We start from the raw sequence: 23,908 nt of genomic DNA on the forward strand, positions 1-23,908 counted from the left end.
CTTACTGGTTGTTCTGACGGCCGAGGAAACGGGGAATCGAGAGCGATCCCGAATCTGTATCGTCGTCATCGTCCTCGGCATCGCGCGATCCTGCCGCGGGGCCGGAACCGCGCGAAAGGTTGGCCATCCGTTCGAACAGAGTGCTGCCACCTGTCTTTGCACCTCCGGTGCCGGCACCAGCACCGCCGGGAGCCGCGCCGCCACGGCTGGCAGGCGGCGCAGCGCCACCGGCCCCACCATCGGCACCACCGGACAGCAGACCGCGACGGCGGTTATCTTCGGGCGGAGTGACCGGCGCATCGCGCTCGACCAGTCGGTCGGCATCGAGCAGCAGTTCGTCCTGTGCGGGGGCCGGTGCAGCATGGGAACCGCCACTGGCAGCGGGCGGCGGCGGGCCTGGTTCTTCCGCCATCGCATTCCGCAGGCCGGCGAGCGGATCGACGATGTCATCCACATCGTCCTGATACTCTTCGTCGTCCTGCGCCATTCCACCAAGATCGAGCGGCTCTGCTTCCGGCTCAGGCGCGGGCTGAGGGGGAGTGGCTGCGACGGGTGCCGGTGCAGGAACGGGCTCTGGCGCCGGGGCGACGTTGTCTTCCGGCAGATCGAGCACGGGCCGCTTGGGCGGGCGGGCGCCGCCGAGCGAGAACGAACGGTTTTCGTCCGCGCGGCTGACCTGACCGCCTTCGATCCCGGTCGCGACGACCGAAACGCGGATCTTGCCATCGAGATCGGGGTTGAACGCCGATCCCCAGATGATGTTCGCGTCTTCGTCCACCAGCTCGCGGATATGGTTCGCGGCTTCATCGACTTCGAGCAGCTTCATGTCCTCACCGCCGATGATCGAAATGATCACGCCCTTGGCACCCGCCATGCTGACACCGTCGAGCAGCGGGTTGGCGATGGCGCGTTCGGCCGCTTCCAGCGCGCGGTTTTCACCTTCGCCTTCGCCGGTGCCCATCATCGCCTTGCCCATTTCCTCCATCACCGAACGCACGTCGGCAAAGTCGAGGTTGATGAGGCCCGGCATCACCATCAGGTCGGTGATCGAGCGGACGCCCTGCTGCAGCACTTCGTCGGCAAGCTGGAACGCCTCTTTAAAGGTGGTTTCCGCCTTGGCGATCAGGAACAGGTTCTGGTTAGGGATGACGATCAGGGTATCGACATGCTTCTGCAGTTCTTCGATCCCGGCATCGGCGGCGCGCATCCGGCGCGTTCCTTCGAACAGGAACGGCTTGGTCACCACACCGACGGTCAGCACACCTTTGCGCCGCGCGGCTTCCGCGATCACGGGCGCAGCGCCGGTGCCGGTGCCGCCGCCCATGCCCGCGGCGATGAAGCACATGTTCACGCCTTCGAGCGCATCCTCGATTTCGGCCACGGTTTCTTCCGCCGCCGCCTTGCCCACTTCGGGGCGCGCGCCTGCACCCAGCCCGCCGGTGATTTCCGGCCCAAGCTGAATGCGCGTCTGCGCGCCGGACGATGCCAGAACCTGTGCGTCGGTATTGGCGACGATGAAATCGACACCTTCGATTTCAGCGGCGATCATGTTGGCGATGGCGTTGCCGCCTGCCCCGCCGACACCGATCACAGTGATTTTGGGACGCAGATCGTCGGTTGCAGGGGGGCCGATATTGATGCTCATTTCATTTCCCTCCAAGGGGCGGGCAGTCGTTGCAGTTATTGGTTCGAATTTGGCACAAAGCGATTCAGGCGTGCATCCCGTAGGGCACCTTATCCACAGCGCTTAACGAGTTAGTGACCATTATTCATGCGATAATTGACCATTTACCACATGTTGCTCCTTTAAAAGTACTCTTTCACCGCACGAATGACACGCTGCACCACAGCAAGCCCGGAATAGCTGCTGCTGATCTGGTAAGAAGAACCCACCGAACGGATGTCCACCGGGTCTTCCGAGGCATAGAGGCACAGTCCGGCAAGCGTGGAAAAACCCGGGGTGGCATTCGCTTCGCCCAGCCCGCGCAGAGCGGGCGGCTTGCCCACCCGCACCGGACGGCCGAGCGCGCTTTGCATATATTCCGCAATGCCCGCCAGTTCGGCACCGCCGCCGGTCACCACGACCTGGCCGCCTTTCGCACCGGCAAAGCCCATTTCCTTCAACGCCTGATTGATCTGCGCGGTTAACTGGCCGAGCTGCCCGGTGATAACCGATACCAGTTCGGCGCGCGGGATCGTGTTGCGATCGTCCGCACCGGGCACTGGCGGTGCAGTGCCATCATCTTCGCCCGGCCCGTTAACCGGGATCATATCCTTGTAATCGGCGGGCGAGGCGATGGCAGAGCCATAGCGGCACTTGAGCCGCTGCGCCTGAAACCGGCGGATGCCGAATGCGCTGGCGATGGTATCGGTGATGTCGCACGATCCGAAGGGGATCGCGGTCAGCCCGATCAGCATACCCCCGGCATAGAGCGCCACGTTCGTCACATCGCCGCCGATTTCGATCAGCGCGGTGCCCAGCTCCCGCTCTTCCGGGCTGAGACATGCATAGCCTGCGGCAACCGGGGCGGCCACTACACTGTGCACTTCAAGATGCGCGTTCTGCACCGCTTCGATCAGATTGCGGATCGGCGCGCCATCGGCCAGCATCACGTGAATATCGACGCCCAGCCGCTCTGCATGAAGCCCGCGCGGATTGGCGACACCGTGCACCCCGTCCAGCGTATAATGCGCCGGCTGCGCGTGCAGCACACGGCGCGCATCGAACTGGATCGAATCCCGTGCCGCCACCAGCAGGTGTTCGATATCGTCTTCTTCGACGCGGCGCCCGCCGATATCGATTTCCACTTTCGCCACCCGGCTGCCAAGCCCGGCGCCCGAGCAACCGACCCACACGCTTTCGATATTGGTTCCGGCGTTCTTTTCCGCCCGCTCCACCGCATCGCGAATGGCATATGTCGCGGCGGCCATATCGGTGACATAGCCGCGCTTGATCCCCTGACTGGCGCGATGGCCCGAACCGAGAACGATCATTTCCCCGGTTTCGGACTGCCCCATAATCATCGCGGAAATGCGGAACGATCCGACATTGACCGCGCCGAACAGCTTGCTGATCCGCGGCAGGCCCATCATTCGCCTCCCTTGGTATCGAGCGAGACATCGCCGGTGCGGCCCGGCACCCGCATGTAAATCCGTTCGGGCACGCGCATGTCGAACGTCGCGACTTTTCCGCCGAGCAGGCGGTTCACACCGTCAAGTCGGGCGAAAGCGACCAGCGCACCCGCGCTTTCGTCCTCGCCATGCGGCAGAGCCAGCACCTGATCGGTCTTGAATGTCAGATTCCACCGGCGATTGCCGATCCATTCCGCCGCCGCCACCTGCGGCTTGATCGCGGGCGCGGTGTCGAGCAGCTTGCCCAGCGCAGCAACCTGTTTCGCGGCACCGGGGCCGGATACCTGCAACATACCCTTGGCATTGGCAGGCTTAATCGGTTCCAGTTCGTGCCCGGTATTATCGATCAGCACCAGCCGACCCGGCTTCTTGAGCACCGCCACCGGCACCCGTTCGACAATGTCGATCCGCAGCGTTTCGGGCAGCTGGCGGCTGACCCGTGCATCGGCCACCCACGGCAGTTCGAGCATTTCCTGACGCAGCGCCGCCAGATCGACCAGCGGCATCGGCCGGTCACGCTCACCCAGCGCGCGTTCGTACACCTTCAGTTCGTTCATCCGCTTCACACCGGTAACGGTCACCCGGCGCACTTCGAACCCGGCATCGGAAGCGACCGATGCGATCTGCGCCTGCGCCAGCGCGGGCACCCCGGCCAGACTGGCGACGAACCATGCCAAAGCAACCACCCCGCCCAGAATGATCGCCAGGAACACGCGGTGAAGCTGTTCCTCGGTAAAGGGCAGCACAGCGACCGCCGCATCCATGAAGCCAGTGGTTTTCGCTTTCGCCTTGCGGGCGGTGTTGGCGCGGCTGCGCGCGGCGGCGGCGCGGCGTACACCCTGCCCCTTGCGCGCGATCTTCTCAGCCATCGGCGGTTCCCCCTTCGCCCGATGAATCGCGGCCCCGCATCGCTTCGACCACGATTGCTTCGACCAGATCTTCGTAGCTCATCCCGCAATAGCGCGCCTGTTCGGGCACGAGACTGAGCGGAGTCATACCCGGCTGAGTATTGGTTTCCAGCACGAACAGGCCCGCTTCGCCGCGTTCGTCGTCCCAGCGGAAATCGGTGCGGCTGCATCCCTTGCAACCCAATACCTGATGCGCTTTTACCGCATAGGCCATGCACAGCTCCGCAATGTCAGCGGGGATCTGCGCGGGGCAGACATGCTGCGTCAGGCCATCGGTGTACTTGGCATCGAAATCGTAGAACCCCGACTTGGGCACCAGTTCGGTCACGGTCAGCGCGCGCGGCCCTTCCGGCCCGTCGATCACTGCAGTGGTCAGTTCGCGCCCGCGAATATAGGGTTCGGCCAGCAGGCGGTCGAATTCCTGCCACGGCCCCTGCACATCGCGGCTGATGGGATTGCCGTAATTGCTTTCGTCGCTGACGATCGCCACCCCGACAGAGCTGCCTTCGTTGACCGGTTTCAGCACATAGGGCCGCGCCAGCGGATCGGCGCGGTAGAGTTCCTCGCAGGCGACAATCCGCCCACCCGGCATCGGTATGCCGTGCGGCACCAGCGCCTGTTTGGTCAGTTCCTTGTCAATGGCGATCACCGATGTCGCCAGCCCCGAATGGGTATAGGGAATACCCATCAGATCGAGCATACCCTGCACTGTGCCGTCTTCCCCCGGCACGCCATGCAGCGCATTGAACACGACATCGGGCGCCGCCTCGGCAATGCGCGCGGCGACCTGCCGGTCCATATCGATCCGCGTCACGCGATGGCCGCGCGATTCCAGCGCCTTGGCCACGCCTTCCCCGCTCATCAGCGATACCGGGCGTTCGTTGGCCCAACCGCCCATCAGCACCGCGACATGATATTTGCGTTCCATGTTCATGGCCGACCCACCCGCTGAATTTCCCATTCCAGCGTAATGCCGGTTTCCGCATACACCTTGCGCCGCACGTCTTCGCCCAGCCCTTCGATATCGGCGCTGGTGGCATTGCCGGTGTTGATCAGGAAATTGGTGTGCTTCTCGCTCACTTGCGCGCCGCCCTTCGTCATCCCGCGACAGCCCGCAGCATCGACCAGTTGCCAGGCCTTCTCGCCCGGCGGGTTCTTGAACGTCGATCCGCCGGTCTTGGTCCGCAACGGTTGCGACTGTTCGCGGGCATTGGCGATGCGATCCATCTCCGCCCCGATTTCCTCAGGAATGCCTTCGCGCCCCTGAAACCGGGCGGATACCACCACTGCCCCATCGGGCAGAGCCGAATGGCGATAGGTGTATTGCAGGTCCGCTGCCGGCAGCGTGACGAATTCCCCTTCGGGCAATACGACATCGCAATCGACCAGCACGTCCGCCACTTCGCGGCCATAGGCACCGCCGTTCATCCGCACGAACCCGCCGACCGTGCCGGGAATGCCGCGCAGGAATTCCACCCCCGCCACGCCCGCATCGCGCGCGCGAGACGACACAAGGATGCCGCTGGCCCCGCCGCCGCATTCGAGCACCATGTCGCGTCGCGCCTCGACCGTCGAGAATGCCTTGCCCAGCCGGATCACGACGCCCGGCACCCCGCCGTCGCGCACGATCAGGTTGGAGCCGAGGCCCAGCGCCATCACCGGCATCGTGCCGTCGAGCCGGGCGAGAAATTCGCGCAGATCTTCGAGATCGGCCGGTTCATACAGCCAGTCGGCATTGCCGCCGGTCTTGAACCACACCAGCGGCGCCAGCGGGGCATTGGCGGTCAGTTTCCCGCGCAGGCCCTGCGCGTCGAACGGGGTCGTGACGGTTTCATCCACTTCGGCGGTCGGCGCGCTGCCGTCATCGTGCATGGCCCAGTCGTCGGGTTGCTCCATCATGCCGCCCGCTCCGTCGCGATGGCGTCGGCCAGCCCGGCAGCCCAGCGAGTGATGTCACCCGCGCCAAGGCAGACCACCAGATCGCCCGGCTGGACTTCTTCGGCCAGAACTTTCGCCAACTCGTCCCGGTCCGCCACTTGCGCCGCAGAACGGTGGCCGTGCGATTTGAGGCCTGCGACCAGCGCAGCGGAGTCAATCCCGTCGATCGGGTCTTCTCCCGCGGCATAAACGGGCGTGGCGAAGACCAGATCGGCTTCGTTGAAGGCGTTCTGGAATTCTTCCATCAGATCGCGCAGCCGGGTATAGCGGTGCGGCTGAACCACAGCGATAACGCGGCCTTCCCCGGCCCCGGTCACGCTCTCACGTGCCGCGGCGAGGACAGCGCGGATTTCCACCGGATGATGCGCGTAATCGTCGATCACTGTCGCGCCATCGACCGTGCCCACTTTCGTAAACCGGCGCCGCACCCCGCCGAACTGCGCGAAGCCGGTGCGGATCACGTCGTCATCGCAATTCAGCTCAAGCGCGACTGCAATCGCCGCCAGCGCGTTCTGCACATTGTGCCTGCCCGGCATCGGCAGCCGGACATTTTCGATCACCCGGTCTTCCGCCCCACGTTGCCGCACTGTGACATTGAAGACGTTGCCGCCCGCTTCTGGCCGGACATCGGTGGCGCAAATATCGGCTTGCGGAGAGAAGCCATAGGTCACAACCCGCCGGTCACGCACCTTGCCGATCACCGCCTGCACTTCTGTGTGATCAATACAGAGCACTGCGGCTCCATAAAATGGTACGTTATGGATAAATTCGACGAAAGCGCGCCGCACTCCGTCAAAATCTCCATAATGATCAAGGTGTTCCGGGTCAATGTTAGTGACAACTGCGATGGTGCCATCCAGCCTCAGAAAGCTGCCGTCGCTCTCGTCCGCTTCGACCACCATCCAGTCGCTGTCGCCCAGACGCGCGTTCGAGCCGTACTGCTCGATAATTCCGCCATTGATTACAGTGGGATCGACATTCCCGGCATCGAGCAATGCCGCAACCATGCTGGTCGTGGTGGTCTTGCCATGTGTGCCAGCCACAGCGACGGTGTTCTTCAACCGCATCAACTCAGCCAGCATTTCCGCCCGCCGCACAACAGGTATGCGGTTTTCCAGCGCGGCAACTACCTCAGGATTCGTCCTTTTTACGGCGGTGGACGTAACCACCACCGCCGCGCCTTCGACGTTTTCAGCCGCCTGACCGATCTTCACTTCGATCCCGCGCGCCCGCAGACGCTCGACACTCGGTCCTTCAGCGAGGTCCGAACCTTGCACTGAATAACCAAGGTTTTTCATCACTTCGGCGATGCCCGACATGCCGATCCCGCCGATGCCGACGAAATGGATCGTACCGATGTCTGTACCGACGCCCTTCATACTACATTGTCCTTTGCCGCGCCGTGGCTGGCCGCTTCGCCTTGCGAAGCGCCGCGCTCGTTGTTTGCGCCAACGCGAATTACATCCATCAAATCAACGCCGCCGAAGCCTTCGACGAGATCGGCCAGATCCTGCACCGCCTTGGGCCGCCCGCAATTCCATGCCGCATGGGCCGCAGTGGCCAGCGTCTCAGGGTGCTGAGCCATAACCTGAATCTGCTTGGCGAGCTGCTTGGGCGTAAACCCGGCCTGCCGGATCATCCGCGCACCGCCAGCCTTCACCAGTTCCTGCGTATTGGCGGCCTGATGATCGTCCGTCGCAATCGGCAGCGGGACGAGGATCGCCGGGCGCCCCACCGCGGTCAGTTCGGCAATCGTCGATGCCCCGGCGCGCCCGATAAACAGATGCGCGTCTGCCAGACGGGTCGCCATATCTTCGAAATAAGTGCCTAGTTCCGCAGGGATATCGTGACCGCGATAGCGCGCCCGCACCGCCTCGATGTCTTCCGGGCGGCATTGCTGGGTCACCTGCAAACGCTGCCGCAAGGCGGGTTGCAGCATCGCCAGCCCATCGGGCACGACTTCGCTCAACACCCGCGCACCCTGACTGCCGCCGGTCACCAGCACACGCAGGATGCCATCTTCGGTGAAGGCCGGGAACGGCTGATCGCGCAGACCCAGCACCTCGGCACGCACCGGATTGCCGACCAGGTGGACTTTGTCCGCCAGCGAAGGCTTCAGCCGCTGCACATCGGGATAAGCGGTTGCGATGGCCTGCACTTTTCCGGCCAGCAGGCGATTGACCCGCCCCAGCACCGCGTTTTGTTCATGGATCACCGCCGGAATATCCGCCGCCACAGCGCCAAGCAGTGCAGGCAGCGAAGGATAACCGCCGAAACCGACGACCGCCGAAGGGCCGAAGGTTTCGAACAGCTGCATCGCCATCCGCCGCCCTTCGAGCACCGCCTTGATACCAGCGGGCCAGTGCAGCGGGTTCTTGCCGAAACGGCCCGCAGGCAGAACATGCGCGGGCAGGAAGTCGGGCTTGCCCGGCAGCTCCGCCCCGCGCTTGTCGGTCACCAGAGCGACGTGGTGGCCACGCCGGTCAAGCTCGGTCGCCAATGCGAAAGCGGGAATCAGATGCCCGCCGGTACCACCGGCAGCAAGTACGAAATGGCGTGAAGCGCCGGTCATGGCCGGGTTCCCTTTGCATTCTGGCCGTGCATATTCTGTGTAATCAGATCTTTCAGTCCGGGGGTTCCCCGGTCGAGATAGGGGTTGCGCCGCGTCAGCGCCAACAGCAACCCGACCGCCAGACATACCGCAATGGTCGACGACCCGCCATAGCTGACCAACGGCAAAGTCATCCCTTTCGACGGGAATAATTGCAGGTTCACCAGAATATTGATGAACGCCTGTCCGCCGATCTGCGTCACCAGCCCGGCCCCTGCCAGCATCGAAAACAGATCGTCTTCATCCACCAGACGTGTCAGCACGCGGATCACGATGGCGAGATAGAGCACAACGATCAGCGCACAGACCAGCAGGCCGAATTCTTCCCCGATCACCGAGAAGATATAGTCGGTATGCGCTTCGGGCAGCGTCATCTTGCGGACACCCAGCCACAACCCGCTGCCAGTCCAGCCCCCGGCCATCAGGGTACGCTGCGCCAGATCGACCTGATCGAATGCCGTGCCGCCGCCGAAGAATGAATCGATCCTGTGACGCGCATTATCGTACAGGAAATATGTTGCCGTCAGCAGCACCAGCCCTGCCCCGGCGAGCATACCAACCCTCTGCAACTGGATACCTGCGAGCAGGATGATAACGAACCACACCCCGCCGAACAGGATCGTGCCGCCGAGGTCCGGCTGCATCATCATCAGCGCTGCGACCAGCCCCATGATGCCCGTGATGATCGCCAGCACCGGCATATCGGGATCACGCATCCGCCAGCTGACTATCCAAGCCAGCAGGATCGCAAAGCCGGGCTTGAGGAATTCGGACGGCTGAAACCCGATGCCGAGGTTGATCCAGCGCTTGGCACCATTCACCTCGCTGCCGATCACCGGCACAAGCATCAGGAAAAACAACATCGTTGCCGCCAGTACGATCCCCACCCGGCGGGCATTGTTACGGCTGAGAGTGGATGCGGCGAACATGACGATCAGCCCAACCGCCTGCCAGCGCACATGCGCCCAGTAGAAATAGAGATCGGGCAAGGTAATCTTGGAAGTGGACAGGCGATGCGCGCTGGCCGGGCTGGCCGCCGCCACCGCAGCAGTGCCGATCGCCATCATCGCGAGGATGAGGAACAACAGCACCCGATCGATCTCGCGCCACCAGATCTTGAGTTCGCCGATGCGCGTGGTGCGAAAGCGTGGCTCATTCGCGGGGCTTCTGCCCGCGCGCGGAATATATGGCTGGGACTGGCTCATGCCGCACCTCCCCGCCCACACGGATCATCGCCCTGCGTATCGCTTGTCAAAGCATCCACGAACTGGCGGAAGCGTTCGCCGCGCTGCTCGTAATCCTTGAACTGGTCGAAGCTGGCACAGGCGGGGCTGAACAGGACCACATCGCCCGGCCTGGCATTGGCGATGGCGCGGCTGACCGCTTCGCACAACATTTCCGCCCGCTCCACCTGAACCTGCCCCTCCAGCAATTCGGCAAAACGCGGGCCCGCCTCGCCAATCGTGTAAGCGATAGCGACATTGCCGACATGCGGCTCGCACGCGCCCAGCCCGTCTTCCTTGGGCAAACCACCGACGATCCAGTGAATGCGCGGGCCGTTCGCCTCTGGCGGGAACGCAGCCAGCGCGGGCGCGGTGGAATCGGTGTTGGTCGCTTTGCTGTCGTTGATGAACAGCACACCGTTATGCGTACCAACCCGTTCCATGCGATGCGGCAGGCCTTTGAAGCTGCCGAGCGCTTCACCGATCTTAACATCGGCAACACCGAGACAGCGCGCGACAGCAATCGCCGCCTGTGCGTTTTGCAGATTGTGCGGGCCTTGCAGCGACGGCCAGTCGGCCTGTGCGCCAATCAGTTCGACATCGTCGATCGGGATGAAGATGTCTGTCTTTGCATTGTCGAGGACATCGAGCTCATCCTCGGCGGCAGATTCGACCACTGCAAAGTTGTCGGCCGACTGCATTTCGAACAGCCGTGCCTTGCTGGCGGCATAGGCATCGAAACTCTCGTACCGATCAAGGTGATCGGGCGAAATGTTCAACAACACAGCCACATCGCAATCGAGGCTCTGCGTCAGATCGATCTGGTAACTCGACAGTTCGAGCACATAGACGCCACCTTCCGGCAACGGCTCCTGCCCCATGATCGGCAGGCCGATATTGCCGCCCATAGCGCTCGGCACCCCGGCGGTTTGCAGGATGTGGTGGATCAGCGCGGTGGTCGTGCTCTTGCCGTTGGTGCCGGTGATGCCGACAACGCTGTGCGGCGGCAGATCGGCGCGCGCCTGCGCGAACAGTTCGATATCCCCGATAACCGGCACCCCGAACTGAGCGGCACGGCCAGCAATGGGGTGCGTGTTGAGCGGCACACCCGGCGACACCACGATAGCATCGAAACCCGAAAGATCGATTTCCAGCGGATCGCCCATTTCAGCGCGCCCTGCCACCAGCGCGCGCGCATTTTCCTGCCGATCCCACGCGACGACCTGCGCCCCGCTGGCCAGCAGCGCATCGACCGTCGCCAGACCCGACCGCGCAAGGCCAAGTACCGCATAACGCTTACCACGGAAGGCGGAAGACGTTATCACGCGCATCCCCCCGTCTGTGCCGGGGCGCACGGAGGGATATGATCCGCCCGTGTCATCGTAGCTTCAGTGTCGCCAGACCCAGCAGCGCAAGGACGATGGAAATGATCCAGAACCGGATCACGACAGTGGATTCTTTCCACCCCAGCTGCTCGAAATGATGGTGTATCGGAGCCATGCGGAACACCCGCTTCCCGGTTCGCTTGAACCAGAATACCTGAATAATCACCGACAGCGCTTCGAATACGAACAGCCCGCCGACGATCGCCAGCACGATTTCATGATGGCTCGCCACAGCAATCGCGCCCAGCGCACCGCCCAATGCAAGGCTGCCGGTGTCGCCCATGAACACTGCCGCCGGTGGTGCATTGAACCACAGGAACGCCAGCCCCGCGCCCATGATCGCCGCACAGAAAATCGCCAGTTCGCCCGCGCCGGGCACATGCGGAATGCCGAGATACGCGGAAAAGTCTTCGCGTCCTGCCAGATAAGCGATGATCGCGAAGGTGCCGGAAGCGATAATCACCGGCATTGTCGCCAGCCCGTCCAGCCCGTCGGTCAGGTTCACAGCGTTGCCTGCGCCGACAATCACCACAGCGGCAAACACATAATACGCCGGGCCAAGCGGAATCCCCGCCTGCATCATGAACGGCACATAGAGCACTGTGTTGATCTGTCCGACGATGATCCACGACGCGATCCCTGCAACGATGAATTCGAGCAGAAGGCGGACCTTGCCCGAAACGCCCTTGTGACTGGCCTTCGACACTTTGTCGTAATCGTCCATAAAACCGATTACGCCGAAACCAATAGTCACTGCAAAGCAGGCCCATACGAACGGATTCTTCAGATCCATCCATAGCAGCAGTGAAATCGTCAGCGAGATCAGGATCATCAGTCCACCCATCGTGGGCGTACCACGCTTGGCAAGATGGGTCTGCGGGCCGTCTTCACGGATCGGCTGCCCCTTACCCTGCCGCACCCGCAGCATATCGATGAAGCGCGGCCCGATCAGCAGACCGATCAGCAAGGCCGTGAGCAGAACCGCTCCCGAGCGAAATGTCTGGTAGCGTATGAGGTTAAGTACGCCCTCGAAATGCAACCATTCGGCAATCAGATAGAGCATCAGCCTTCCCGGCCCATTGTCCCACGGTCGACGAAGTGAGCGACGACCCGCCCAAGCCCGACCGAATTCGAACCTTTGACGAGGACCGCGTCTCCAGCAGCAAGCCCGAATTCTTCGAGCGCGCCAATGGCTTCGCCTGGACCATCGCAATGCGCGAAGCCGAGTCCGGCGGCAAGCGGAGCGCCACCCGGTTTCCCCAGTTCGCGTGCCAGCGCCGTCATCTCTTCACCCACCAGAATGACATAATCGACCTGCGCCTCCACCAGCGGTTCGGCCAGTTGGGCGTGGAAACCGGGCGCGAAATCCCCCAGTTCTTTCATACTGCCGAGAACGGCGATCCGACGCGTAGCGGGTGTTTGCCCCAACTGGCGCAAAGTCGCCCGCATCGATGCAGGGTTCGCGTTGTAACTTTCGTCGATCAACAGCGCGTGACCACCCGGCGCAGCGATCCGGTGGCGCGCACCGCGCCCCTTCAGGCCGCCCATTTCCGCCAGCGCAAGGCCGGCCGACCCCAGATCGCCACCGACCGCCTTCACCGCCGCCATCACCGCCAGCGCATTGGAAATCCAGTGATCCCCCGGCTCCGCAACGGTAAAGCACAGGCGCGTGCCGCAAATATCCGCTGTCACCAGCGCGCCGCCATTGGCGCTGGGAATGGCGTCGAGCAAGCGGGCATCAGCACTGGCGCTGCGGCCGAAGCCGATCACCGTCGCCCCTGCCGCCACGGCATGCGCTTTCAAACGCTCGAAATGCGGACTGTCAGCCGGAACGACCGCCGTGCCACCTGGCATCAGACCGCCAAATACCTCGCCCTTGGCATCGGCAATCGCCTCTTCACTGCCGAGGTTTTCGATATGCGCTGGCGCAATCGTCGTCACCACCGCGACATGAGGGCGCACCTGCACAGTCAGTGCGGCGATCTCGCCTGCGTGGTTCATCCCCATTTCGAAGATGCCAAACTGGCTGCGCCCCGGCATCCGCGCCAGGCTGAGCGGGACACCAACATGATTATTGTAGCTCCGCACGGAGCGGTGCGCCGCGCCCCGGCTGCTGCGGTCGAGCGCAGCGAAGATTGCTTCTTTCACACCGGTCTTGCCGACCGACCCGGTCACCGCAATCCGCAACGCATCCGCCCGGTCGCGTGCGGCGGCGGCCAGCGCTTCCAGTGCAGCGGTTGTATCTTCCACCAGAATATGCGGCCAGTCGATCGGCTCGCTTACCAGTGCAGCAGCGGCCCCGTTGGCAAATGCCTTGGACAGAAAGCGATGCCCGTCGGTGGTTTCACCCTTGAGCGCCACGAACAGATCGCCCGAACGGACGTCGCGCGAATCGATCTCCACCCCGGACACCTGAAACGCCCCGCTGGCCTTGCCACCGGTCGCCGCTGCAATCGCATCGGCATCCCACAGCGCCAGCGCGAAACGGTCGCGCTTCTCACGCGGCCATGACAGAATTGCGCGGTTCACACTCATGCCCCGGCCCCTTGTCCGGCGGCGCATTCGCGCGCCACGGTTACGTCGTCAAACGGCAATACCCGCATATTTTCCCCGGCCCCCACGATCTGACCCTGTTCGTGACCTTTGCCCGCCAAAAGGACGATGTCCCCGCTGCCCGCCATATCGATGGCTGCGGCGATGGCGGCACGGCGATCGCCGATATCCTGCGCCCCGCTGGTGCCAGACATGACGGCGCGACGGATATCCGCCGGGTCTTCCCCGCGGGGGTTATCATCGGTGACAATCACGACATCTGCCTTCTGGCTAGCGACCCGGCCCATCTCGGCCCGTTTGCCCTTATCGCGATCTCCGCCCGCTCCGAACACCACCAGAAGGCGTTTTTCCACGTGTGGACGCAAAGCATCAATCGCCGCGTCCAACGCATCGGGGGTGTGAGCATAGTCGACATAGACCGGCGCACCGGCCCGATTGATCGCCGCCCGCTCCAGACGCCCGCGTACCGGTTGCAGCCGCGCCAGCGCATCGAACGTCGCCTTCGGATCACCGCCGGTGGCAATTGCCAACCCGGCAGATACCAGCGCATTTGCCGCCTGATAGGCACCGATCAACGGCAGCACGACTTTGTACTGAACGCCCTCGTATTCGAGCTGCAACTGCTGACCCAGCTCGGTGGGAGTGCGGGCGAGCAGGCGGATCCCCTCTGCCTGCTCGCCCACGGGCAGCACGCGCAACCCCCGTGCGCGTGCGTGCTCCCCGGCGCGGGCGGACCAGCTATCCCCACCCTGCCAGATAACAGCTGTGCCACTATCCATCACCACTTCGTCGAACAGCCGCATTTTGGCAGCGAAATATTCGTCCATCGTTGCGTGGTAATCGAGGTGATCGCGGCTAAAATTGGTGAAAGCACCGGCGGCGACCCGCAAGCCTTCGTTGCGATATTGCGACAGCCCGTGGCTCGACGCTTCGTATGCGACATGCGAAACACCCTCGCGCGCCAGCCCGGTCAAGTTGGACAGGAACGTGACGATATCGGGCGTAGTCAGCCCGGTGGAGACGCTCCCATCAGGGGTCGTAACCCCCAGAGTGCCAATCGATGCCGCACTGAACCCTGCCATGCGCCACAGCTGACGGGTCATTTCCACGGTGGAGGTTTTGCCGTTCGTTCCCGTCACCGCAACAATGGTCTGCGGCACAGGCTGGAAGAAACGTGCAGCCAGCAAGGCAAATGTGCGGCGCGGGTTATCGCTGGCAATATGCAGCGCCCCTTCCACCACCACCTCAGGCCGGGCGACCACAGCAACCGCACCGGCAGCGATTGCGGCAGGAATGAAGTCCTCCCCGTTGACTTTGGCACCCTGAAACGCGCCGAACACGGTGCCGCGCGCAACCTTGCGATTGTCGATGGCGAAACCCGTAACCGTCGCATCGACGTCGGCACTAAAGCCAGTATCGGTAAGGAGAGTCGCCAGCTTCATTCGCTTCCTCCGGTTTTGGGCACCAGCGGGGCGAGGTCCGACAGATCGACATCGCGCGTATTGTCGGGGTTGATGCCCAGCATAGGCCCGATGCGCGGGACCAGTCGCCCGACAATCGGTGCGGCGTTCCATGCAGCGGTGCGCTGGAAACTGCTGGCTGTTGTGCCCTTGGGTTCGTCGAGCATGGCGATCACGACATAGCGCGGACGGTCCATCGGAAAGGCTGAGGCGAATGTCGAAACCACAGCAGTCTTGCGATAGCCATGAGCACCGGGCTTTTCCGCCGATCCTGTCTTGCCGCCGACGCGGAAACCGGGGGCATTGGCGTTGCGGCCCGTGCCATAGACAGCGATCATCCGCAAAAGCTGACGCATCCGCGAGCTGGTGCTGGCCTTGAACACGCGGCGACCGCGCACAGCGTGGCCCGGCTCCACCTTATACAGAGTTGCCGGGCGCCAGATCCCGCCGTTGACCAGCGCTGCATAGGCGCTGGCGAGGTGCAGCGGCGTTACTGCGATGCCGTGTCCGAAACCAACCGTCATCGTCCGCAAACGCGGCCACTTCTTGCCCGGCCAGATCGGGAAACCGCGCGCAGGTAGTTCAATAAACGGGCGTTCGTTCATCCCCAGATCGATCATCGTCTGGCGCAGACGTTCCGAACCCAGTTCATCGGCGATCCGGGCGGACACCGTGTTAGACGAATGGATCAGCGTTTCCGGCACGTTGAGCGTTGCGCCCATCGCGTGGCTGTCTTTGATCGTGAAACGCCCGACTTTGATTGGCGAGGCATCGTATTGCTTACCGAAATCGCGCACTACGCCCGCATCGATTGCGCTGGCAACGGTGATCGGTTTGAATGTCGAACCCAGTTCGTAAACCTGATTGGTCACGCGGTTGAACATGTTATCCACGCCCGCCTGATCGATCTTGTTGGGGTTGAATTCGGGCAACGAGGCAAGCGCCAGCACTTCCCCGGTATCGACATCGAGAACGATCCCCGCCGCGCCCTTCGCATCGACTGCGCGCATACCGCGATTCAGCTCATCTTCCAGCGCGCCCTGCACCCGTGCATCGACCGACAGCGCCACGGGTTCGCCCCGCTGCGCCGGATCGAGCAGCCGCTTATCGAGAACTTCTTCCATGCCGACATGGCCGTGACCGTTGGCCCCGACATAGCCAAGAACATGCGCGCCCATCGACCCTTGCGGATAATGGCGTGAATTCTCTTTCGGCATCTCCAGAGCCAGCTCACCGATAGCGAGCACTTTATTGGCTTCTTCCGGCAAAACGCGACGGCGCAAATATCCGGCACGCCCCGACGCCAGCTTCGCAGCCACTTCGCTTTCATCCATGTCGGGGAAGATCGCGACCAGTTCGCGAGCCACTTCCTGCGGCGTTTTGACGAGCGGGCTGCCGCCATTAAGCGCGGCGGGATTGTACCACAGCGCGAACGCCGGAAATGCCCGCGCCAGCGGCTGTCCGTTGCGATCGGTGATCTCACCGCGCGGCGGCAACAACGCTTCGCTGAGCGTTTCGGTTACTACCGACCGGTCGGCCAGACCCAGAAACCCGATCCGCATCACCGCAGCCAGCGCTACAGCGCCGAACATCATTGCCACGACCAGTAAACGAATACGGGCGACAGTCAGGGACTGCCGCCGCATCGTAACCAGCCGGACCCGGCCAGACGAGATTGCCGTGCTGACCGTGAGTGCGTTCACCGCCCCCCCTCGGCCAATAACTCGCCACCTTGCGCGAGCGCTGCTGCCAGCGCCCCTGACTCAACTCTGTTATGCACCGGCTTGCCCGTCAGCGGAGATACCATTTCCGGGTATTTCATCACCCGCCCCGCTTCCGGTGCCTGCGCCACCCGGATCGGAGATGGCGCGTTGTGTGACGGCACTTCGCCCAGTGCTGCCAACTGGCGTTCGCTTTCCAGATACTGATCGGCGCGCGGCGGCTCATAACCGAAATCGACCGCATTCCACTGCGCCAGCTGGTGCTGGCTGGCCCGCGTTTCAAATTCGGTTTCGAGGATCGTTTTTTCCTGCTGCAACGACACGATGCGACGTTCAGCGAGGCGCACCTCGCTCTTCACCGAATTCACCTTGAACGTCAAAGCCATAAATGCAGAGAAGCAGATTGCGAGGGTCACGACCCATCCAATCTGTCGCAAGCGACTACCGTTTACCATCATGCAGCCTCCCTGGCTGGCGTTGCAGTGCGAACCGCGTGGCGCAGCGTTGCCGAGCGCGCGCGGGGATTTCTGTCGAGTTCAGCAGTGCCAGGGCGGATCGCCTTCGACACGTCGCGAAATGTGGCCGGGGCCGTTTCGGCCTGCGGCAAGTGACGCGATCCGGTGGCATTGGCGCTAGATGCATCGCGCAGGAACCGTTTGACGATGCGGTCTTCCAGACTGTGAAAGCTGACCACAGCCAGCCGCCCACCTTCGCTCAGCAGTTCTTCCGCTCCGCTCAGCCCCTGCTCCAGCTCCGCCAGTTCGGCGTTCACATGGATACGCACCGCCTGAAAGCTGCGCGTAGCCGGGTCTTTCGGCGCGCCGGGGCGATAGCCGAGCGCCTTGCGAACCACGCGCGCCAGATCGCCGGTGGTTTCCAGCGGACGGGCAGCAACAATCGCGCGGGCGACGCGGCGGCTCTGGCGTTCTTCGCCATAATGATAAAGCACGTCAGCAATCTGCGCTTCGTCGGCAGTATTCAGGAAATCGGCCGCGCTTTCGCCATCCTGCCCCATCCGCATGTCGAGCGGGCCGTCGGACGAGAAAGCAAAGCCGCGATCCGCCTGATCGAGCTGCATCGACGAAACGCCAATATCCATCACCACGCCATCGACGCGCGACACGCCTGCATCGCGCATGGCCGCAACCATTTCCGAAAAACGACGCGGGTGGAGAACGAGGCGCGGCGGCTTTTCCTCCGCCTCGTGCCACTTGCGACCTGCAGCGATGGCATCGGGATCCCGGTCGAACGCATGGACGCTGGCCCCTGCATCGAGCAGAGCACGGGTATAACCGCCCGCGCCGAACGTGGCATCGACGATCACGTCGCCCGGCTGCGGCGCCAGTGCGGCGATCACTTCGTCCAGCAACACGGGAATGTGCGGGGCATCGGGGGACGGGAACACGCTCACTTGCCCTTCCCCTTCGCCATGAAGTCGGCACAGGCGGCCTTCGCGGCAGCCCACTCGTCACCCATCTTCATCAGTTCTTCGGGGTTCCAGATGGTGAACTGACGGCCACCGCCCTGAAAGAACAACGCATCGCCGACATTGCCAAGCGTACGCAGATGTTCCGGCATCACGAAGCGGCCTGAATCGTCGAACGGCACACGGGCGAAGCCGAACAGTTGCGCCGCGCGCGTATCGCGGTCGAAATCGAGGCCGTACTTGTCCTCCTCGCGGTCGAGCTGCGCTTCCAGTTCGGGCATGCGTGAAAGGCCAAACCCGGTCAGGCAGTTGAACCGGGCATGTTTATCGAGGCACAGGATTTTTCCGTCGCTGGAAGCCTTCACCGCGTTGCGGAACAACGGCGGAAGGACAAAGCGATCCTTCTCGCCCATCGGCGAGAAGGCCTGTCCGCTGTAACCGTTGAAATCGCTCGACGCCAAGTTCCCCTGCCCCTCTGAGGAGGTACCCACCTCCGCGAACATGCCTTCTCCGTGCCCAACCGCGCGTGCGAGGCCAGGTCGCGCCACCCATCGGCGGCACGCAACACGAAACAGCATCTTCGATGGAAGATGGTCTTAACCAACCTGACATGGGGATGGAAGGGAAAATTAGGGGATCATTGGGGAAATTACGGTATTATATTGATTTTATGCAACTTTCATCCCTGCTGCCTCCTGCTTAGCTTACCACACCTCGCCGGTAACCGATACGCGAATCCACGTTATCCCGCGCGATCCCCGGCTGGTTTCCCGCATTTTCCCCGATTTGAAGAGCGGTGCCGATTCTCGCCCATTATCCGCGCCAGATACGGCGCACATTGGCGGATCAGTCGTTGAACGCGCGTTTGGCCAGGTCGCGCAGGAGTTCGGCGCCATCGGTCACGTGGTGCTGCTCCAACAAAGCCGCATCGGCCACGATCAGCGCGCGCCCTTCGCCGATGGCGCAGTCGGCCACGATCCCGCCTGCAGACAAAGTGCACGTGGCGGGTGCCTGCGGATCGGTTGGTTGCAGCACGAACTGCCCTGCCTGATTGATCGGCAGTTCAGCACCAGCGACCGTGACAGTCCGCTCGCCCTCAGGCTGATCGAGGTCGTATCGCAGCTCCAGCCCCCAGTGTGCCAGAATTGGCGACAAGAGCACAACATCCTGCGGGCGGCGCTTGTCGCCAATGGCAAAATGAGTGTCGCCCGTCAGAAACGGATCGGCAAACAGCAGCAGATGCCCGCCGCCCCGCACCCACTCGTCCAACGCGACATTTTCAACTGGGGCCAATGCGCGCGGCTGAGCCAGCAACAGGCGCCTGTAACTCGCCAGAGAGCCCCCCTTTCCCCCAACCCCGCTATCGGGACCGGCAAGTGTATCGAGCGGTGTAAGCGCCCAATCCCGTTCCAGCGCAATGCGCGGCCACGGTGGTGGCTGTTTGCTATCCAGCAGGTCCGAAACGCTGGCGCTTTCGTTCCAGTAAATCGGCAACGAGGAATAGAGCGCGACCGGCGGTCGATCCCGCGCAGGCCATGCCAGCACGGCAAAACCGGCCAGCGCTGCGATAAGCAAAGCCAGCCCAATATAGAACCGTCGCCGATTACGGATAACAAAGAGGCTCAATTGCCAGTGCCGGTAACCGGCGCGTCCATTGTCGGTGATGGCGTGGGCGAAGCCGTTGCACCCGTGCCGCCATCGGCCGGGATATCGGGCACGACACCGGCATCGGCCAATGGATCGTTTTGCGGGGTCGACGGAGTGGCGGGCACAGTGGCCGCCGCCTCCGGCACAGTAGTCGCTTCGACTTCCTTCGCGCGATTTTCGATCACGTTGGCGATCCCGACCAGCAGGAGCACACCGACCAGCAGCGACACGCCGACCTGTAATCGCTGAACCGCTTCGGCCCGTGTACCGCCCAGCGGAACCGTTTCCTCAGCCTCTTCCGTTTCGGGTTGTCCGGTCTTGCTATCGGGCATAGCCGGGAAAGTAGTCTATGCTGTGCGCCAGTCAATCGCTGGCGCACATACACGCGCGATCAGATGCGATCAGGCACGATCCAGCCAGTCGAACACCGGCAGATCTTTCGACCGCAACCAGTCTGCATTGTAAAGCGTGGAGAGATAGCGGAAGCCCGTGTCGCACAGGATCGTCGCCACCCGCGCATCGGGGCCAAGTTGCTTACCCAGCTTCACGGCCCCGGCAACATTGATGCCCGATGACAGGCCGAGGCACAGCCCCTCTTCGCGCAGCAGGCGGGCGACCCATTCCAGCCCTTCGCTGTCCGACACGCGGAACTGGGTATCGACCGGCGCACCTTCGAGATTGCCGGTGATGCGCCCCTGCCCGATCCCTTCCGCGACGGAACTGCCTTCGGATTTCAGCTCGCCTTCGGCATAGTAGCTGTAGAGCGCAGCGCCGAAGGGGTCGGTCAGCGCGATCGTTGTGTCTTCGCTATGACTTTTCAGGCCCAGCCCGATCCCGGCAAAGGTTCCGCCAGTGCCAACGGCACAGGTGAAACCATCGATCCGCCCTTCCATCTGTTGCCAGATTTCTTCCGCCGTACCTTCGATATGGGCCTTGCGGTTGGCGGTATTGTCGAACTGATTGGCCCAGACTGCGCCGTCGGTTTCTTCGGCAAGGCGGCGGCTGGTGTGCACGAAATGGTTGCAATCTGCGAATTTGGTTGGCGGCACCAGCACCAGCTCCGCGCCCAGCGCGCGCAAGGTGTCCATCTTCTCTTTCGACTGGTTGTCGGGCATCACGATAATCGTGCGATAACCCAGCGCATTGCAGACCAGCGCCAGCCCGATGCCGGTGTTGCCCGCGGTGCCTTCCACTACGGTGCCGCCGGGCTTCAGTTCGCCGCGCGCTTCGGCATCGCGGACGATCCACAGCGCGGCGCGATCTTTCACGCTGCCGCCGGGGTTGGCGAATTCGCACTTCCCCCAGATTTCGCATCCGGCCGCTTCGCTTGGTCCCTTCAGGAGCACCAGCGGGGTGTTACCAATCAGATCGAGAGTATTGTCGCGCACAGGCAAAGTCATCATGCCTGGCGAAGTAAGACCCCACCCCGCACGGCGCAACGCAGTTCCACTACGCCCCCTGACACAGTGACTTGGCAGAAGGCGGAACGGGAAAAGGTAATGCGGTCAGTCTTCCTGCGCGATGGTAACCTTCAACCCATCGAGATCGGCGCTGAACGGAATCTGGCAGCTCAGGCGAGAATTTTCGTCGCGATAATCGCTGCTTTCCAGCAGATCGTCCTCGTCTTCGCTCATTTCAGGCAGCTTGCCCTTGAACGCGGGATCGACATGGACATGGCAAGTGGCGCATGAACAGCAACCGCCGCAAAGGGCCAGCAGCTCGTCGAACCCATTGTCGCGGATCGCTTCCATCACCGTTAGGCCATCGTCCACCTCGATCGTGGATTCCTCGCCCGCGCGGTTGACCACTGTCAGCTTCGGCATCGATTTCCTTCCCGTCGTTACAAGGTGCCCCCTGTCGGGCCTTTGGCGGGGCTGCTAAGGGCTGCGCGACGATTTGGCAAGCAGCCCTAATCGCGTTAGTATTTCAGGAGAGCGACAATGGGTTTGAGTGCAGAGGCGATCCGTGCCGGGCTGGACCATGTCGCAGACCGCGAACCGGCGATAGCGCAGGCGCTCGAACTGGCCGGCTATCCCGAACCGCGCATCCGCGAGCGCGGCCACCGCACACTGCTCCGCGCTATCGTGGGGCAGCAGGTTTCCGTAGCGGCGGCGGCAAGCATGTGGCGCAAGCTGGAGGCGGAACTGGGCGAAGATATCGCGCCGGATGAACTGCTGGCCCGCGATTTCGATACCCTGCGCGCCTGTGGCCTGTCGCGGCAGAAACAGAGCTATGCCCGCTCGCTGTGCGAACTGGTGAGCGCGGGAGCCATCGATTTCGACAATCTCCCTGCCGATGACGAAGAAGCGATTGCCGAACTCACTCAGATCAAGGGAATCGGGCGCTGGACCGCCGAGATATATCTGCTGTTCGCAGAAGGCCGCGCCGATATCTGGCCCGCGGGCGATCTGGCAGTGCAGGTCGCGGTGGGCCGCATTCTGGAACTGGACGAACGCCCCAGTGAAAAACTCACCCGCACCCTGGCCGAAAACTGGCGCCCCCACCGCGGCGCCACGGCGATTTTTACCTGGCACTACTACGCAGTGGGCAGCGATCCGGTCTAAAAGTCTGCAGTCGGTTTTGGAGGAGAGGTGAATTGTCGGCTTACGACCCGATTGCTAACATTCGCCAATTACAACGCATCCGTAGTGCTGCGGCCGCATACATCGCCAAGTTTTCCAACTTCATCAAACATCCAAAGGCTTTCCACGGATGTTGTGAAGATTGGGCCATATTCAGCGACGATGTAATTCCTGCTCACGCCTCCTTGAAAACGGCACCCGTTTCCGAAGTGGTGTTCCTCTCCCGCTTTGAAGATACGGTCATCGGCGAAAAATAACTGCCAGCTTCGGGCGTTTGCTTCTGTTTCCAATTCGTCCAGGGTTGAACCCAAAGGTAAGACTTCCAGAAGGCGTTCTCTGGTCTTTTCATCGCCACCCCAAACCAACGGCGGGCCTCAGTTACTCAATAAGAACAGGCAAGTGAACCGCCCCGGGATTGCCGGAGGCCATTTGGTTTAAATTATGCCGCCATGGGCGTGTCGTCCAGCATGGCGTAGTATCGTGCTTCAGCTTCGGCAGGCGGGATATTGCCGATGGGCGCGAGCAGGCGCCGGTTGTTGAACCAGTCGACCCATTCGAGCGTGGCGTATTCCACGGCTTCAAATGATCGCCACGGACCTCGGCGGTGGATGACCTCGGCCTTGTAAAGGCCGTTGATCGTTTCGGCCAAGGCGTTGTCGTAGCTGTCGCCAACACTGCCGACCGATGGTTCGATCCCGGCTTCGGCAAGACGCTCGGTATACTTGATCGAGACATATTGGCTGCCACGATCACTGTGGTGGATCAGGCCGCCACGGTGAACAGGCCGTCGGTCATGGATCGCCTGCTCCAGGGCATCGAGTACAAAGCTGGCATGCGCCGTTCTGCTCACCCGCCAGCCCACGATATAGCGGGCGTAAACGTCGATCACGAAGGCGACATAGACGAACCCGGACCACGTCGCGACGTAGGTGAAGTCCGAGACCCACAGCATGTTGGGTGCCGGTGCATGGAACTGGCGGTTGACCTGATCGAGCGGACATGGCGCTGCCTTGTCGCTCATCGTCGTCTTCACCGGCTTCCCCCGGATCACGCCCTGCAGGCCCAGCTCACGCATCAGCCGTTCCACCGTGCAGCGGGCAATATCGAAGCCCTCGCGCTGCATCTGCCGCCACACCTTGCGATACCCGTAGACCTTGAAGTTGGCATCGAACACGCGCTGAACCTCGGGCTTCATTGCTTCGTCGCGCTGGGCGCGTGGTGACAGGCGCGACGGATCGCGGCGCTGTGCGACACGCTCGTGGTAGGTTGATGGGGCGATCGGCAGAACCCGGCAGATCGGCTCGACCCCATACTCACCCCGA

At 62.6% G+C, this 23,908-nt stretch carries 23 protein-coding genes; 2 read left to right on the forward strand and 21 right to left on the reverse strand.

Going from position 1 to position 23,908, the window contains the following annotated elements; all coding sequences use genetic code 11:
* Window position 1 precedes the first annotated feature (1 nt).
* From ftsZ to D6858_RS03380, 20 genes are all read right to left on the reverse strand, one after another.
* Entirely contained in the window at window positions 2-1,645 is a 1,644-nt protein-coding gene (gene ftsZ / locus D6858_RS03285) for a cell division protein FtsZ (RefSeq protein WP_120107120.1), read from the reverse strand.
* Window positions 1,646-1,806: 161 nt separating this feature from the next.
* Window positions 1,807-3,090: a cell division protein FtsA gene (ftsA, locus tag D6858_RS03290; RefSeq protein WP_120107122.1), complete on the reverse strand. Its 1,284-nt coding sequence runs from the start codon at window positions 3,088-3,090 to the stop codon at window positions 1,807-1,809.
* Window positions 3,090-4,001, reverse strand: a complete 912-nt coding sequence (locus D6858_RS03295) for a cell division protein FtsQ/DivIB (RefSeq protein ID WP_120107124.1) — start codon at window positions 3,999-4,001, stop codon at window positions 3,090-3,092. The genes ftsA and D6858_RS03295 overlap by 1 nt, the downstream gene beginning before the upstream one ends.
* A complete protein-coding gene (locus D6858_RS03300; RefSeq protein ID WP_120107126.1) occupies window positions 3,994-4,974 on the reverse strand; it encodes a D-alanine--D-alanine ligase in 981 nt (326 codons plus the stop codon). The genes D6858_RS03295 and D6858_RS03300 overlap by 8 nt, the downstream gene beginning before the upstream one ends.
* A complete protein-coding gene (gene murB / locus D6858_RS03305) occupies window positions 4,971-5,936 on the reverse strand; it encodes a UDP-N-acetylmuramate dehydrogenase (RefSeq protein WP_120107128.1) in 966 nt (321 codons plus the stop codon). Before murB ends, D6858_RS03300 begins: the two co-directional genes overlap by 4 nt.
* Window positions 5,936-7,357: a UDP-N-acetylmuramate--L-alanine ligase gene (murC, locus tag D6858_RS03310; protein ID WP_120107130.1), complete on the reverse strand. Its 1,422-nt coding sequence runs from the start codon at window positions 7,355-7,357 to the stop codon at window positions 5,936-5,938. Before murC ends, murB begins: the two co-directional genes overlap by 1 nt.
* Window positions 7,354-8,550: an undecaprenyldiphospho-muramoylpentapeptide beta-N-acetylglucosaminyltransferase gene (gene murG / locus D6858_RS03315; protein WP_120107132.1), complete on the reverse strand. Its 1,197-nt coding sequence runs from the start codon at window positions 8,548-8,550 to the stop codon at window positions 7,354-7,356. The genes murC and murG overlap by 4 nt, the downstream gene beginning before the upstream one ends.
* A complete protein-coding gene (locus tag D6858_RS03320; protein WP_120107134.1) occupies window positions 8,547-9,794 on the reverse strand; it encodes an FtsW/RodA/SpoVE family cell cycle protein in 1,248 nt (415 codons plus the stop codon). Before D6858_RS03320 ends, murG begins: the two co-directional genes overlap by 4 nt.
* Window positions 9,791-11,137, reverse strand: a complete 1,347-nt coding sequence (gene murD / locus D6858_RS03325) for a UDP-N-acetylmuramoyl-L-alanine--D-glutamate ligase (RefSeq protein WP_120107200.1) — start codon at window positions 11,135-11,137, stop codon at window positions 9,791-9,793. The genes D6858_RS03320 and murD overlap by 4 nt, the downstream gene beginning before the upstream one ends.
* Window positions 11,138-11,189: 52 nt before the next feature.
* Window positions 11,190-12,260 (reverse strand): phospho-N-acetylmuramoyl-pentapeptide-transferase, encoded by a 1,071-nt coding sequence (gene mraY, locus D6858_RS03330; protein ID WP_120107136.1) that lies wholly within the window; start codon window positions 12,258-12,260, stop codon window positions 11,190-11,192.
* Window positions 12,260-13,732, reverse strand: coding sequence for a UDP-N-acetylmuramoyl-tripeptide--D-alanyl-D-alanine ligase (locus tag D6858_RS03335; protein WP_120107138.1), 1,473 nt, complete (start codon window positions 13,730-13,732; stop codon window positions 12,260-12,262). The genes mraY and D6858_RS03335 overlap by 1 nt, the downstream gene beginning before the upstream one ends.
* The gene (locus tag D6858_RS03340) at window positions 13,729-15,192 is read right to left on the reverse strand and encodes a UDP-N-acetylmuramoyl-L-alanyl-D-glutamate--2,6-diaminopimelate ligase (RefSeq protein ID WP_120107140.1); all 1,464 of its coding nucleotides are present in this window, start codon (window positions 15,190-15,192) and stop codon (window positions 13,729-13,731) included. The genes D6858_RS03335 and D6858_RS03340 overlap by 4 nt, the downstream gene beginning before the upstream one ends.
* Window positions 15,189-16,913: a peptidoglycan D,D-transpeptidase FtsI family protein gene (locus tag D6858_RS03345; protein WP_240623666.1), complete on the reverse strand. Its 1,725-nt coding sequence runs from the start codon at window positions 16,911-16,913 to the stop codon at window positions 15,189-15,191. The genes D6858_RS03340 and D6858_RS03345 overlap by 4 nt, the downstream gene beginning before the upstream one ends.
* The gene (locus D6858_RS03350; RefSeq protein WP_133305231.1) at window positions 16,910-17,389 is read right to left on the reverse strand and encodes a hypothetical protein; all 480 of its coding nucleotides are present in this window, start codon (window positions 17,387-17,389) and stop codon (window positions 16,910-16,912) included. Before D6858_RS03350 ends, D6858_RS03345 begins: the two co-directional genes overlap by 4 nt.
* Window positions 17,386-18,342 (reverse strand): 16S rRNA (cytosine(1402)-N(4))-methyltransferase RsmH, encoded by a 957-nt coding sequence (gene rsmH / locus D6858_RS03355; RefSeq protein WP_120107146.1) that lies wholly within the window; start codon window positions 18,340-18,342, stop codon window positions 17,386-17,388. Before rsmH ends, D6858_RS03350 begins: the two co-directional genes overlap by 4 nt.
* The gene (locus tag D6858_RS03360) at window positions 18,339-18,860 is read right to left on the reverse strand and encodes a division/cell wall cluster transcriptional repressor MraZ (protein ID WP_240623667.1); all 522 of its coding nucleotides are present in this window, start codon (window positions 18,858-18,860) and stop codon (window positions 18,339-18,341) included. Before D6858_RS03360 ends, rsmH begins: the two co-directional genes overlap by 4 nt.
* 343 nt (window positions 18,861-19,203) lie before the next feature.
* Window positions 19,204-19,983 (reverse strand): motility-associated ABC transporter substrate-binding family protein, encoded by a 780-nt coding sequence (locus D6858_RS03365; protein ID WP_120107150.1) that lies wholly within the window; start codon window positions 19,981-19,983, stop codon window positions 19,204-19,206.
* Entirely contained in the window at window positions 19,980-20,336 is a 357-nt protein-coding gene (locus D6858_RS03370) for a hypothetical protein (protein WP_120107152.1), read from the reverse strand. Before D6858_RS03370 ends, D6858_RS03365 begins: the two co-directional genes overlap by 4 nt.
* A gap of 69 nt (window positions 20,337-20,405) precedes the next feature.
* The gene (locus D6858_RS03375) at window positions 20,406-21,407 is read right to left on the reverse strand and encodes a cysteine synthase A (protein ID WP_120107154.1); all 1,002 of its coding nucleotides are present in this window, start codon (window positions 21,405-21,407) and stop codon (window positions 20,406-20,408) included.
* Between the two features lie 102 nt (window positions 21,408-21,509).
* Window positions 21,510-21,827, reverse strand: coding sequence for a 2Fe-2S iron-sulfur cluster-binding protein (locus tag D6858_RS03380; protein ID WP_120107156.1), 318 nt, complete (start codon window positions 21,825-21,827; stop codon window positions 21,510-21,512).
* 117 nt (window positions 21,828-21,944) lie between these two features.
* Here D6858_RS03380 and D6858_RS03385 point away from each other — a divergent pair, with 117 nt between their 5' ends.
* A complete protein-coding gene (locus D6858_RS03385) occupies window positions 21,945-22,568 on the forward strand; it encodes a DNA-3-methyladenine glycosylase family protein (protein ID WP_120107158.1) in 624 nt (207 codons plus the stop codon).
* Window positions 22,569-22,600: 32 nt separating this feature from the next.
* A complete protein-coding gene (locus D6858_RS15610) occupies window positions 22,601-22,843 on the forward strand; it encodes a hypothetical protein (protein ID WP_133305232.1) in 243 nt (80 codons plus the stop codon).
* 182 nt (window positions 22,844-23,025) lie between these two features.
* On the opposite strand, the gene D6858_RS03395 is transcribed toward D6858_RS15610, so the two are convergent.
* A partial coding sequence (locus D6858_RS03395; protein ID WP_120106458.1) for an IS3 family transposase occupies window positions 23,026-23,908 on the reverse strand: 883 nt, incomplete at its 5' end.

Source organism: Tsuneonella suprasediminis (assembly GCF_003605755.1).
GTDB classification, from domain to species: Bacteria; Pseudomonadota; Alphaproteobacteria; order Sphingomonadales; family Sphingomonadaceae; genus Tsuneonella; species Tsuneonella suprasediminis.